Annotated in this window: 11 protein-coding genes and 1 riboswitch; of the genes, 7 read left to right on the top strand and 4 right to left on the bottom strand. The window is 71.8% G+C overall.

Annotated features, from left to right (window positions below):
* The first annotated feature begins 161 nt into the window (after window positions 1-161).
* The 3 genes from ABD262_RS04645 to ABD262_RS04655 all read left to right on the top strand — a co-directional run bounded on the left by ABD262_RS04645 (window position 162) and on the right by ABD262_RS04655 (window position 1,442).
* Window positions 162-560 carry a hypothetical protein gene (locus ABD262_RS04645; protein ID WP_344131866.1) on the top strand — a complete coding sequence of 133 codons (399 nt, stop codon included), beginning with the start codon at window positions 162-164 and terminating at the stop codon, window positions 558-560.
* A gap of 77 nt (window positions 561-637) precedes the next feature.
* On the top strand, window positions 638-1,003 hold the full coding sequence (locus ABD262_RS04650) for a hypothetical protein (protein ID WP_344131869.1): 366 nt from the start codon (window positions 638-640) through the stop codon (window positions 1,001-1,003).
* Window positions 996-1,442: a hypothetical protein gene (locus ABD262_RS04655; protein WP_344131872.1), complete on the top strand. Its 447-nt coding sequence runs from the start codon at window positions 996-998 to the stop codon at window positions 1,440-1,442. Before ABD262_RS04650 ends, ABD262_RS04655 begins: the two co-directional genes overlap by 8 nt.
* Here ABD262_RS04655 and ABD262_RS04660 read toward each other — a convergent pair.
* Window positions 1,439-1,876, bottom strand: a complete 438-nt coding sequence (locus ABD262_RS04660) for a nitroreductase family deazaflavin-dependent oxidoreductase (RefSeq protein WP_344131875.1) — start codon at window positions 1,874-1,876, stop codon at window positions 1,439-1,441. The two genes, ABD262_RS04655 and ABD262_RS04660, sit on opposite strands and share 4 nt — an antisense overlap.
* Window positions 1,877-1,986: 110 nt before the next feature.
* Here ABD262_RS04660 and ABD262_RS04665 point away from each other — a divergent pair, with 110 nt between their 5' ends.
* The 3 genes from ABD262_RS04665 (at window position 1,987) to ABD262_RS04675 (ending at window position 5,165) form a co-directional block, all read left to right on the top strand.
* Complete coding sequence (locus tag ABD262_RS04665) at window positions 1,987-2,280, top strand: hypothetical protein (protein ID WP_344131878.1); 294 nt, start codon at window positions 1,987-1,989, stop codon at window positions 2,278-2,280.
* Window positions 2,253-3,527 (top strand): hypothetical protein, encoded by a 1,275-nt coding sequence (locus ABD262_RS04670; protein ID WP_344131881.1) that lies wholly within the window; start codon window positions 2,253-2,255, stop codon window positions 3,525-3,527. The genes ABD262_RS04665 and ABD262_RS04670 overlap by 28 nt, the downstream gene beginning before the upstream one ends.
* Before the next feature lie 47 nt (window positions 3,528-3,574).
* Window positions 3,575-3,690: riboswitch (SAM riboswitch) on the top strand.
* A 155-nt stretch (window positions 3,691-3,845) separates the two neighbouring features.
* Window positions 3,846-5,165, top strand: a complete 1,320-nt coding sequence (locus ABD262_RS04675; RefSeq protein WP_344131884.1) for a bifunctional o-acetylhomoserine/o-acetylserine sulfhydrylase — start codon at window positions 3,846-3,848, stop codon at window positions 5,163-5,165.
* A gap of 70 nt (window positions 5,166-5,235) precedes the next feature.
* Here ABD262_RS04675 and ABD262_RS04680 read toward each other — a convergent pair whose 3' ends face one another.
* Window positions 5,236-6,543 (bottom strand): hypothetical protein, encoded by a 1,308-nt coding sequence (locus ABD262_RS04680; RefSeq protein WP_344131887.1) that lies wholly within the window; start codon window positions 6,541-6,543, stop codon window positions 5,236-5,238.
* Window positions 6,544-6,547: 4 nt separating this feature from the next.
* Window positions 6,548-7,207 (bottom strand): class I SAM-dependent methyltransferase, encoded by a 660-nt coding sequence (locus ABD262_RS04685; RefSeq protein ID WP_344131890.1) that lies wholly within the window; start codon window positions 7,205-7,207, stop codon window positions 6,548-6,550.
* A 129-nt stretch (window positions 7,208-7,336) separates the two neighbouring features.
* Between ABD262_RS04685 and hrpA the strand changes: the two genes are divergently transcribed.
* Complete coding sequence (gene hrpA / locus ABD262_RS04690; RefSeq protein ID WP_344131893.1) at window positions 7,337-11,371, top strand: ATP-dependent RNA helicase HrpA; 4,035 nt, start codon at window positions 7,337-7,339, stop codon at window positions 11,369-11,371.
* Window positions 11,372-11,479: 108 nt separating this feature from the next.
* On the opposite strand, the gene ABD262_RS04695 is transcribed toward hrpA, so the two are convergent.
* Window positions 11,480-13,033 carry an MFS transporter gene (locus ABD262_RS04695; RefSeq protein ID WP_344131896.1) on the bottom strand — a complete coding sequence of 518 codons (1,554 nt, stop codon included), beginning with the start codon at window positions 13,031-13,033 and terminating at the stop codon, window positions 11,480-11,482.
* Between the last annotated feature and the right edge of the window lie 40 nt (window positions 13,034-13,073).

Consider the following 13,073-nt stretch of genomic DNA (forward strand, 5'->3'; position numbering starts at 1 on the left):
GAGTCGGCCGGAGTCGCTGGTCCCCGCGGTGAGATCACCTGGTCAGACACGATCACTTAGTCAGAAACACTGATGCGCGGGCCCGTCCCCACCGCCCACACTGGGACCACGACGGCTGCACGGGTCGTCCGGGGGTGCAGGGGGATACGTGGAGTTCTGCCATGAGCAGTTTCGACCTGGTGCCGATGCTGAGAGCGCCCGAGGGTTGGCCCGGGGCGGTGGTGGCCACCGTCGCGATGGTGGCCCTCGCTGCCCTTGACCTCCTCGGGGCCTTCGCCGCCAAGGAATGGGCCGAACACCGGTCGCCGGTGCCGATGCTGCTGGGGCTGGCCGCGTTCGTGGTGCTGTTCTGGGTCTATGCCTCGTCGTTGCAGTACGCCGAGCTCGCCCTGGTCACGATGGGCTGGATCGTCATGCTGCAGGTGGGGCTCGTCGTCCTCGACCGGGTCCGCTACGGCGTCGAGCTGCCCCCGGGCAAGTGGGTGGCGGTGGTCGTCCTGCTGACGGCGCAGGCCTACCTGCTGCTCGCGCCGACGACCAGCGCGACCACCTCGGCCTGATCGACCAGCACGCCTGACGGTGTCAGCGGGCGGGTGCCTGCGTGGGGTGCCCGTCACTCTCGCGTAGGCTTCCCGCCGTGCTCTACCCGTTGACCGTCGCGCTGCTCGTGACGTCCGTCGTGCTCTTGGCTTTCGCCGCGGGGTATGCCGCGCGGCGGCGCCTCGTCGACGACCGCCTGCTGCTCGTGGCCGGCGTGGTCGAGCTCGGGCTCCTGGTCCAGCTCGTCGTCGCCCTGGTGCACCTCGGGAGCGTCCCCGGCGACAGCGCCGAGCAGGCGACCTTCGCGGCATACGCGATCACGCTGCCGTTCGTCCCGCCGGCGGCGGTCTTCCTCGCACTCAAGGAGAAGAGCCGCTGGGCCATGGGTGTCGTTGCCGTCGGGGCGTTCGCCGTCGCGGTGATGACCGCCCGGCTGCAGCAGATCTGGAACCTCGGTGGCTGAGCCGCAACCCGGGCCGCAGGCCCCGCGTCCCACCCGCTCCGGACCCGGGGTCGTGCTGGTCGCCCTCTACGGCCTGCTGGCGCTCGCGGCCACCGGCCGGTCGGTGCTCCAGATCAGCGAGAACTTCTCCCACGCACCGCTGGCCTACCTGCTGTCGGCGCTCGCCGCGGTCATCTACATCGTGGCGACCGTCGCGCTGGTCCGGGGCGACCGCACGTCCCGTCGGGTGGCGCTGGTCGCCATCAGCGTCGAGCTGCTCGGGGTGCTCGTCGTCGGCGCGGCGTCCTACCGCGCCAAGGACGCCTTCCCGGACAAGACCGTGTGGTCGCACTTCGGCTCGGGCTACGGCTTCGTGCCGCTCGTGCTGCCGGTGCTGGGACTGCTCTGGCTGCGCCACACCGCCGGGTCGGGCAACCGGGTGCGCAGCCCGGGAGCCTAGGCCTCGACGGGCTCCAGCACGAACACCGGGATGAGCCGGTCGGTCTTGACCTGGTAGTCGGTGTAGGGCGGGAACGCCTCGACGCAACGCGGCCACCACTCGTCCCGCTCGGCGCCCTCGAGCTCACGGGCGCGCACGGTCCAGGTGCGGTCGTCGTCCTGCAGGTCGAGCACCGGGTTCTTGCGGACGTTGCGGTACCACTTCGGGTGCTCGGGCGCGCCACCCTTGCTGGCCACCGCGGCATACACACCGTCGTGCTCGACCCTCATCAGCGGCACCTTGCGGACCTTCCCGGAGACGCCGAGCATCGTCAGCAGCACCACGGGACGGCCCTGGATGTCGACGGCGCGGGTGGTGCCGGCCTCCTCGATCTTCTCGACCTGGCTGCGGACCCACTGGGTGGGGCTGGCTGCGTACTCGCCGGTGATGGTCATGGGCCCATCACAACATGCCTCCCCGGCGCCCGCACGACCGGGCCGCCGCATCGGCCGATGGCTGTGGACAACTCGGGAGGCCATCCTTGGCCCCTGCCTACCCTCGGTGGATGACCAGCATCGAGGTGGATCCCGAGATCCTCAGCGCCCTCGCCGGCGCCCTGACGGAGGTCTCCGCAGACCTGCAGTGGCAGGCGGCGGACGCCGCCGAGCGAGGGTGGGCGCTCGGTCCCGGCGACAGCGCTGGGGCGCTGGCCGCAGTGCTCGGCGAGTTCGAGCACCAGCGGCAGGTGCTGGGTCGCGAGCTCGACGACCTGGCGCGTCGGGTGTCCACCGCCGGACGGCTCTACGCGGAGGTGGACCTCGAGGTCGGCGGGTGGCTCGACCCGAGCGCTGCACGGTGACGGTCCTGCGCCCCCTGCCCGGCGACCCGGCCACAGTGCGTGCGCTGGCTGATCGGCTGCAGGGCCGGGGTGAGCGGCTCCTCAGCCTCGCCAGCGCCCTGCGCGGGCTGTCCGGGCCCGACATCGCCTGGGCGAGCCCGGCCGAAGCAGCCTTCGCGGCGCGCTCGCACGCCGCAGCCGCGCTGCTCGTCTCGGCCGGCCGCCGACACGGCGTGTCCGCCGCGACCCTGCGCCCGCTCGCCGCCGCCCTCGAGCACGCCCAGCAGGTGGTCGGTGCCGCGGTGGCCGAGCACTCCGTCGCCCACCCGCGGGCGGTGGCCCTCGGCACCGCCCGGGTCGAGGCCGAGCAGTCCGCCGACCCCGCACGGCGCGCCAGCGCTGTGGGGCTGCACTGCCGGGAGGTCGCCGAGCTGGAGCGGGCCCAGGACGCCGAGCGTCGGCACAGCCGGGCATGGCGTGACTTCCAGGAGGCCGACCGACGGTGCGCCGCCGTCCTGCACCGGCTGCTCGACGACGGTCTGGCCGACTCGCGCGCCTACGACGCGCTGACCGGACTCAGCCGCGCGGCCGCAGGGGTCGAGGGCGTGGCCGGGACGGTCGCGCTGTTCCCAAGCCCTCCCACCAAGGCGTTCGGGGTGGCTGCCGGGGCCGCCGGCGCGACGCGGGTGGCCGCCGACGCGGTCGTGAAGGTGGCCTACGGCGACGGTGACTGGACGTCGATCGGCCTGTCCGCGGCCGCGCTGGGCACCGGCCGGGCGGCCGGGGTGCTCAAGCGCGGCGCGCTCGCGACCAACCCCGCAGCCCGCTCGGCGGCGACCCGCACCGAGCGCCGACTGCTGCGCCACGACGTCCAGCAGCGGCTGGGTCAGGGGCTCGCCGCGGAGCTCCGCCAGGTGGGCCGCGTCGGGGCGAAGGCTCCGCCGCGGCCCTTCCGGGCGCCCCGTCCGCTCTCCTCGGTGAGCTCACCCGCGGCGACCGCCCACTGGGTGGCCGAGCAGGTGGCGGGGCGGGCCCGGCACGCGGCGCAGGTCAGGTGGCTCGATGACCTCGCGCTCGCGACCCGTGACCCCGCGCGCTCGCGCACCATGCTGCTCAGCGGGTTCGGCGCGCAAGCGGCCTCGTCCGGGCTCGGCGGGGCCGGCGCGCTGCGCGACCACCACCTCGACCACGAAGCGGGCGAGGCCGAGCGGCGGCGCGACGAGCGCTCCGGAGCGCAGGCCGCGTCTGGTCCAGCCCGTCCGCGATGAGAGATGGGTATGCCGGGCGCTCACCGCTGCGGCGTACGCTCGGAGCAGGTCATGAGTGTCAGCGACAAGCCCCGGCTCGCTGGCCGGCAACCCTCCTCCGCGGTGGGGTGCCCCGGGTGAAGACCTGGCGGACGGCACCGGTTGCCGACCGCAAGCGCGGGAGACCCACCACGTGTCCCGCACCGTCTCCGGCGGTGTCGCCGGTGCACCCTCCGTGGAGGTGGCACCAGCACCTCGATCAGCCACTCCCGATCGGGACCCACCGGCATACGGGCCCCCGACGCCGCACCGCGGCCCACGAGAGTGAAGGAAATCGAGATGAGCTCCACCAACTGGTCGTTCGAGACCCGCCAGGTCCACGTCGGACAGGAGCCGGACGCCGCCACGGGCGCCCGTGCCCTGCCGATCTACCAGACCACGTCGTACGTCTTCAAGGACACCGAGCACGCGGCGAACCTGTTCGCGCTCAAGGAGTTCGGCAACATCTACACCCGCATCATGAACCCGACGCAGGATGCTGTCGAGCAGCGGGTCGCCTCCCTCGAGGGTGGCGTCGGCGCGCTCCTCGTCGCCTCCGGGCAGGCGGCCGAGACCCTCGCGATCCTCAACATCGCGGAGGCCGGCGACCACGTCGTCGCGAGCCCCAGCCTCTACGGCGGGACGTTCAACCTGCTCAAGCACACGCTGCCCAAGTTCGGGATCGCTGTGACCTTCGTCGAGGACCCCAACGACATCGCCTCGTGGAAGGCGGCGGTCCAGCCCAACACCAAGCTGTTCTTCGGCGAGACCATCTCCAACCCCAAGTCGGAGGTCCTCGACATCGAGGCGGTCGCGGCCGCGGCCCACGAGGCCGGTGTCCCGCTCGTCGTGGACAACACGATCGCCACGCCGTTCCTCATCCGGCCGCTGGAGTGGGGCGCCGACATCGTCCTGCACTCGGCCACCAAGTACCTCGGCGGTCACGGCACCTCGATCGCCGGCGTGATCGTCGACGGTGGCACCTTCGACTTCGGTGCCGACCCGGAGAAGTTCCCCAACTACAACACCCCGGAGGAGAGCTACCACGGGCTGGTCTTCGCCCGTGACCTCGGCGTCGGCAGCCCGCTGGGTGCCAACCTCGCCTTCATCCTCAAGGCGCGGGTGCAGCTGCTGCGCGACCTCGGTCCGGCCATCTCGCCGTTCAATGCCTTCCTCATCGCCCAGGGCATCGAGACGCTGAGCCTGCGCCTCGAGCGCCATCTCGAGAACACCCACAAGGTGGCGGCGTTCCTCCAGGGACACGAGCAGGTGGAGCAGGTCGTCTGGGCGTCCCTGCCCGACCACGAGTCCTACGCCAAGGCGACGAAGTACACGCCGCGAGGTGCCGGTGCGGTGCTCGCCTTCGAGATCGCGGGCGGGGTCGAGGCGGGTCGCCGGTTCGTCGAGTCGCTCGTCCTGCACAGCCACGTGGCCAACATCGGCGACGTGCGGTCGCTCGCGATCCACCCGGCGTCGACGACCCACTCGCAGGGCCCGGACGGCGACCGGCTCAAGGCCGGCGTCACCCCGGGGCTGGTCCGGCTCGCCGTGGGGATCGAGCACATCGACGACATCATCGCCGACCTCGAGCAGGGCTTCATCGCCGCCAAGGGCGCCTGAGGCGGGTCGCGCCGGACGGTGTCGACCTGGCCCGCCACCGATGCGGTGGCGGGCCAGGTCGGGTCGGAGGTCAGCTCCCGGTCGTGGCCGGCGTGCGGCCACCGGCGAGGTCGGCGTAGGCCGACCGGTCCCAGGTGTGCCGGAAGTGCGGGTCGGGGTGTCGCCACCCGGAGCCGTAGAGCCGCTCGAGGTAGACCAGGGGGTTGCGGGGCAACGGGCAGTCGATCCCCATCAGGGGCGCGCTCGAGGCGGGGAACATCATGTCGCGGGTGAGCGCACCGCGGGCGCCCGGATACCAGGACACCACGTCGCCCTCGAAGAGCCCGACGAAGACGTCGACGTGCTTCGCCCCCGGCTTGCGCACGTGGCGGTGGGCCGAGAAGTTGCCCGTCACGGTGAACCCGAGCGGGCGCAGGTGCTGCTCGACCAGGGCAAGGCCCTCGGCCAGCGTGCTCGCCTCGTGGGGGTCGAACGCGATGATGATGTCGAGGTCGTCGTCGTGCGGGATCAGGGCCCCGTCGCGCACGACGGACAGTGCTGCGCCGAACCCGAAGCAGACGTGCGGGGTGAGGGAGGCCAACGCGTCGGTGATCTCGACGGCCGACCCGATGTAGCGGACCTTCTCCTGCTCGGTCCAGAACCGGAAGCAGCGCTGCGGGCCGTGCACCGTCCACTCCATCGCCCGGTCGGCGAGGAGCGCGTGGGTGACCACGGTGCGGAAGCTCGAGCGGTGCTGCTCGGGCACGTCGGTCAGGGCGTCGAGCGCCGCGCGAGCCTCTTCGTAGAAGCCACCGAACGTGTCGCCCAGGATGGGCAGCAGGGCGCTGAGCTCGGGCGACGCGCCGTTCTGGGCGGGCGCGGCGAGGGCTTGTCGCAGCTGGTCCACCCGGGTGAGGTGGTCGTAGGCGACGACCCACCCGCCAGGACCCTCCGCGAGCACGCGGACCCCCCGCAGTCGTCGGGCCGTGGCGCCCGAGACGTTGCGCAGGCGGACCCGGCGCAGGTCCACCGGCTTCTTGAAGGCGAGCTCGACCCAACCCGGGCTGTCGGCCTCGGTGTGCAGCGCCGTGCCGGACGGGTGCTCGACGTCGAGCAGTCGCACGGAGTTGAAGGCGTCGCCGAAGTTCTTGTGCCAGCTGCTCGTGGTGACCTTGGCGTCCCGTCGCCCGACCGAGCCCTTCGTCGTGTCCACGCCCAGCGACTGCAGGTGCAGGAACGCGCCAGGGGCCCCTTCGACCCGCAACCGACGCACGCCGTCGTGGCTGAGCTGCAGGTCGAGCAACCCGTCGGGTCCGATGACGTCGAGGTCCGGGAACAGGGCGCGGCCCGCCCGGATGATGTCCTCCAGGTCGGCGAGCGGCTGGGCAGCGGCGGCCATCGGGTCAGACCCGGGTGAAGAGCTCGCGCGCGCAGTACGCGTCGTCCTGGCGGTACTTGGCGAAGCCGAAGCCCTCGGTGGCATAGGTGACCTCGAACCCGTTGCTCAGCGCGCGGGCCTGGAAGGTGGCCGGTGCCACGAACCGGCGGTAGTGCGCACCGGTCACCTTCGCCCCGGTCTGGTCCCGGACCGTGCGGTACTCGACCGCGAGCAGGTCGCCGGGGGAGGTGAGTCCGGCGGCCAGGGTGAGGAAGTCCTGCTCCTCACGGTCGGTGATGGCGTGCACGAAGAACCGCGCGTAGATCGTCAAGGGCCCGGAGGCGTCGCCGAGCCGCTCGGGCAGCGCAGGGTCGTCGATCGACGAGACCAGGAAGCGGGCCTGCACGCCGTGGGCCTCCGCAGTGGCGGTGGCGGCGGCGACCGCCGACTCGGAGCCGTCGACCCCCGTGACGTCGTGGCCGTAGGAGGCGAAGAAGATGGAGTCCCGGCCGTTGCCGCAGCCGAGCTCGATCACGCGGGTGGGGCCCTTGAGCTCACCGGCCACGAAGGCCGCGAACTGGGAGGGGAGCGGACGCTGGGTGGCGGCGCTGGAAGCGTAGTAGTCGTTCCAGTAGCCGCTGCGGTCGCTGGTCGCGGCCTCGGGCGACAGGTCAGTGGAAGTCACAGGAGGAAACCTCGTCTAGGGTGCGGAGAGCGATGTTCACCGGGTGTTCATCGTCAGGTCACCCTAGAGGAGAAGGCGCCGATCCTGCCTCGTCCGCGGCGGCGGGCACGCCGAACGTATGCTGCGGCCATGTCCTCCGCCGACTCTTCGCAGCCCCGTGCTGCCCGGAACCGGGACGGGAACCGGGCTCGGCGCAGGCGGCCGGACCGACAGGGTGGGAGCCGGCAGGCGGTCGCTCGCCGGCAGGAGATCCCGGTCCCCGAGCTGAAGTACCCACCGGACCTGCCGGTCGTCACGCGCAAGGACGACATCGCGGCCGCGATCCGCGACCACCAGGTGGTCATCGTCGCGGGGGAGACGGGCTCGGGGAAGACGACCCAGCTCCCGAAGATCTGCCTCGAGGTCGGGCGTGGGCGGGCCGGGTTGATCGGGCACACCCAGCCCCGCCGCATCGCCGCGCGGTCGGTGGCCGAGCGGATCGCCGAGGAGCTCGAGGTCGAGCTCGGTGGGGCGATCGGCTACCAGGTGCGCTTCACCGACCAGAGCAGCGACAACACGCTGGTCAAGGTGATGACCGACGGGATCCTGCTCAACGAGCTCCAGCGCGACCGGCTGCTGCGCAAGTACGACACGATCATCATCGACGAGGCGCACGAGCGGTCGCTCAACATCGACTTCATCCTCGGCTACCTCAAGCAGCTCCTCCCGCAGCGCCCCGACCTCAAGGTCGTCATCACCTCGGCGACGATCGACCCGCAGCGCTTCGCCGAGCACTTCCGCGAGCGTGCGAGCGGAAGCGACAAGCACTTCCGCGAGCGTGCGAGCGGAAGCGACAAGCACTTCAGTGATGGAGGGACGGGAGAGCCGGCGCCGATCATCGAGGTGTCGGGGCGCACCTACCCGGTCGAGGTCCGCTACCGGCCGCTCGTCGACCCCGAGCGACCGGAGGCCCGGGGTACCCCGGCGCTCAGCGCTGGGGAGGAGCGCGACCAGGTCACCGCCGTGTGTGAGGCGGTCGAGGAGCTGTGGACCGAGCGCGCCGCCGACGGCACCGGGCACGACATCCTGGTGTTCCTCTCGGGGGAGCGCGAGATCCGCGACACCGCCGACGCGCTGCAGTCGATGCAGCTCCCGCAGACCGAGGTCCTCCCGCTCTACGCGCGGCTCTCCGCCGCGGAGCAGCACAAGGTCTTCGGGCGGGCGACGGGGCGGCGGATCGTGCTGGCCACCAACGTCGCCGAGACGTCGTTGACGGTGCCCGGCATCCGGTATGTCGTGGACGCCGGCACCGCGCGCATCTCGCGCTACTCGCAGCGCACCAAGGTCCAGCGCCTGCCGATCGAGGCGATCTCGCAGGCCAGCGCGAACCAGCGGGCCGGACGGTGTGGTCGGCTCGCCAACGGCATCTGCATCCGGCTCTACTCCGAGGACGACTACCTCGCGCGCCCCGAGTTCACCGAGCCCGAGATCCAGCGCACGAGCCTCGCGTCGGTCATCCTCCAGATGACGTCCCTGGGACTGGGTGACGTCGGCCGGTTCCCGTTCGTGGACGCGCCCGACGCCCGCCAGGTCGCCGACGGCGTGCGACTGCTCGAGGAGCTCGGCGCCTTCGACGTCGCCGACCCCGACGAGCCTGCGACCGGCAGGCACCGGGGCCGGGGGAGGAAGCTCACAGCGCATGGACGGGCGCTGGCGCGGCTGCCCGTGGACCCGCGCCTCGGGCGGATGCTGATCGAGGCGGGCAAGCTCGGCTGTGCCAAGGAAGTACTCATCATCGTGGCCGCCCTGTCGATGCAGGACCCTCGCGAGCGACCGGCCGACAAGCAGACCCAGGCCGACCAGTCGCACGCGCGGTTCCGCGACGAGCACTCCGACTTCGTGTCGCTGCTCAACCTCTGGGCCTACCTGATGGAGCAACAGAAGGCGTTGTCGCACAGCGCTTTCCGCAGGATGTGTCGCACCGAGTTCCTCCACTACCTGCGGGTCCGTGAGTGGCAGGACCTGCACAGCCAGCTCCGCAAGGCCTGTCAGGACCTCGACATCGACCCGCGGTCGGCGACCTCCGCCCCGGGCGAGCCGCCCAACGCCGACCTCGTGCACCAGGCACTCCTGGCCGGACTGCTGAGCCACATCGGGCTGCGCGACGAGGCGAAGCGTGACTACCTGGGTGCCCGGGGAGCGCGGTTCGGGATCTCGCCGGGCTCGACGCTGTTCCGCCGACAGCCGACCTGGGTGATGTCGGCCGAGCTCGTCGAGACCACCCGGCTCTGGGCCCGCAGCAACGCGCGGATCGACCCGGTCTGGGCAGAGCGGCTGGCACCCCACTTGGTGAAGCGCACCTACTCCGAGCCGCGATGGTCGCGGAAGCAGGGCGCGGTGGTGGCCACCGAGCGGGTCACCCTCTACGGCGTGCCGCTGGTGGCCGCCCGCACCGTGCAGTACGCGCGGATCAACCCCGAGGAGTCACGCGACCTCTTCATCCGGCACGCGCTGGTCGAGGGCGACTGGGACACCCACCACGACTTCTTCAAGGCCAACCAGGCTCTGCTGCAACGTCTTTCGGAGCTGGAGGAGCGTGCTCGGCGACGCGACATCGTCGTCGACGAGGAGGACCTCGTCGCGTTCTACGACGCGCGCGTGCCTTCGGAGGTGGTCTCCCAACGCCACTTCGACCGCTGGTGGAAGGACGCGCGCAGGCAGACGCCGCAGCTGCTGACGTTCACCGAGGAGCTCCTGACCCGTGACAGTGCTGAAGGGGTCTCGGCGCGGGACTACCCGAAGACCTGGACCCAGGGTGGCATCGAGCTGCCCGTGACCTACCAGTTCGAGCCGGGCGCGGCGGCCGACGGCGTGACGGTCCACATCCCCGTGCAGGTCCTCAACCAGGTCACCGACGAGGGGTTCGACTGGCAGGTGCCGGGCCTGCGGGAGGAGCTGGCCACCGCGCTGCTGCGATCGCTGCCGAAGGCGACTCGGGTGCACTTCGTGCCGGCCCCCGACCACGCTGTCGCGGCCCTGGCCCAGGCGCAGCCCGGCGGCGGGCGCAGGCTGGCGGACGAGCTGGCCCGGGTCCTGCACGCCCGCACCGGTGTCGCCGTGCCCCCCGAGCAGTTCTCCGACGAGCGCGTCCCCGACCACCTGCGCATCACCTTCGCGGTCGAGGACGGCACCGGCCGGGTGCTGGCCAGCGGCAAGCAGCTGACCGCGCTGCAGGACGAGCTCGCGGGCCAGGTGCAGCGCCGGATGTCCCGCGCCGGGGCCGCGGTCGAGCGAAAGGGCCTGCGGCGGTGGGACTTCGGCGACCTGCCGCGCACCTTCGAGTCGACGTCCGGGGGGCAGACGGTCCAGGGTTACCCGGCCCTCATTGACCGCGGAGACTCGGTCGACCTGGTGGTGATGACCGGCGAGCGGGAAGCGGACGCCGCGACCGTGCTGGGCGTGCGCAGGCTGCTCCTGCTCAACACCACCGCACCGTGGAAGCGGGTGCTGTCGTCGCTGGGCAACGCGCAGAAGCTCGCCCTCGGCAACAACCCCCACGGGTCGGTGCCGGCGCTGCTCGAGGACGCCCTGGCCTGCGCGGTCGATGCGATCGTCCTCGAACGGGCGCCCGGTGCGACGGCGGGTGGGGGTGGCGGGGTCCGCGACGAGGCCGCCTTCGAGGAGGTGCTCGCGGCCGTGCGGACGCATGTCGCCACGCGGGTACTGACGGTCGTCGCCGAGGTCGAGCCGGTCCTGTCGGCCGCCAACCAGGTGCGGGTGCGCCTCGACGTCCTGACCGCGCCGGCCACCGCAGCGCTGGTCGCGGACGTGCGCGCCCAGCTCGACAGCCTCGTCTACGCGGGGTTCGTGGCCGACACGGGGCTGGCACAGCTCCCGCACCTGCGCCGCTACCTGAAGGGCATGCTCCAGCGCCTCGAGAAGGCACCCTCGTCCCCGGCCGCGCTGGCCCGCGACGCGGCCAACCAGGAGGTGGTCGACCGCGTGGAGATCGCGTATGCCGACCTGCTCGACTCGTTGCCCGTCGTCGAGCGGCGCTCGGCGCCGGTCCGTGCCGTCGGGTGGATGGTCGAGGAGCTGAGGGTGAGCCTGTTCGCCAACGCGCTGGGCACGGCATACCCGGTGTCGGAGAAGCGGATCCGGGCGGCCATCGCGGCTCTCGGCTGACCCCTTACCGCTCAGCGCGGTCGGCCCGCGAAGCCGGCCACGGGAGTTCTGGGAACGACGAAGGCCCCGACCACCGCGGTGGTCGGGGCCTTCCCCGGGGTGCTCTGGTCAGGCGAGGTGGACGTTCTCGTGGCCCTCGGACGACAGCGACTCGTGCTTGACGTTGAGGAAGCCGAATGTCACCAGCGACCCGACGAGGATCATCGCGCCGGCCACGAGGTAGGCGTGACCGGACCCGAAGGTCTGGGCCTGGAGCGCGATCTGGTGCTGCGCCGCCTGGAGCTGCTCGGGGGAGAGCGCGCCGGCCGCCGCCTTGGCCTGCAGGGCTGCACCGAGCTCGGCACCACGGTCCTTGGCGCCGTTCGCGAACACCGTGCTCAGGGTGGCCAGACCGAGTGCGCCACCGACCTGCTGCATGGTGTTGAGCACCGCGGAGGCGACGCCGGAGTCCTCCGCCGCGACCCCGGCGGTGGCCGTGAGGGTCATCGGCACGAAGGTCAGGCCCATGCCGACCGCGAGGACGACGATCCACGGGAGCAGACCCGTGGTGTAGGCGCTGTCGACGTCGAGCTGGGCGAACCCGAACATGCCGGTCGCGGCCAGCAGCGTGCCGACGCCGGAGATCCAGCGCGGGTCGACCCGGGTCATCAGCGTCGAGGCGACCTGGGCGGCGACGACGATGCCGAAGGAGAACGGCAGGAACGCGAAGCCGGACTTCAGCGGCGAGTAGCCCAGCACCTGCTGGATGTAGAGGCCGAGGAAGTAGAACATCGCGAACATCGCAGCGCCGACGATGAGCATCACCGCGAAGGACGTGCCACGAGTGCGGTCGGCCAGGATGCGGATTGGCATGAGGGCGTGGGAGGAGCGCAGCTCCACGACCACGAAGGCGACGAGCATCGCGACACCGGCGACCAGCGTGGTGAGGGTGGTCGCCGAGGTCCAGGAGTCACTGGCGGCGTTGGTGAGGCCGTAGACGAGCGACACGAGGCCACCGGTGCCGAGGATCGCCCCGGGGACGTCGATCCGGCCCTTGCCGGCCGCGGACTCGGAGAGGAAGCGCGGCGCCAGGAAGGCGACGACCAGGCCGATCGGCACGTTGATGAACATCGTCCAGCGCCAGTCGATCTCGGTGAGCGCGCCACCGAGGATGAGGCCTACCGCCGCACCGGCACCGGACATCGCGGCATACACGCCCATGGCGCGGTTGCGCGCGGGTCCGGCCGGGAAGGTCGTGGTGATTAGGGCGAGGGCGGTGGGGGAGGCCAGTGCGGCACCGATGCCCTGCAGGGCGCGGGCGCCGAGCAGCAGGCCCTCGGTCTGGGCGAGCCCGCCGAGGAGGGAGGCGCCGGCGAAGACGAGCACACCGGTCATGAAGACCTTGCGGCGCCCGAACAGGTCACCAAGCCGACCGCCGAGGAGCAGCAGCCCACCGAAGGCGAGGGTGTATGCCGTGACGACCCACGAGAGGTTCTCCTGGGTGAATCCGAGGTCGGCCATGATGTGCGGCATCGCGATGTTCACGATCGTGCCGTCGAGCACGACCATGAGCTGGGCCGCCGTGATGACGGTGAGGGCGATGCCCAGGTGCCGGCCCTTGCCGCTGGGAGCGGCGTCCGGTTCCGGGGTCGAGACAGGCTCGACGACAGCAGTCGTTGACATGGGTGTTCCTAGGGTGTGTGGGTGGTGCGTGACGTGGTGA

The sequence above is a fragment of the Pedococcus bigeumensis genome (genome assembly GCF_039531795.1).
Taxonomy (GTDB): domain Bacteria; phylum Actinomycetota; class Actinomycetes; order Actinomycetales; family Dermatophilaceae; genus Pedococcus; species Pedococcus bigeumensis.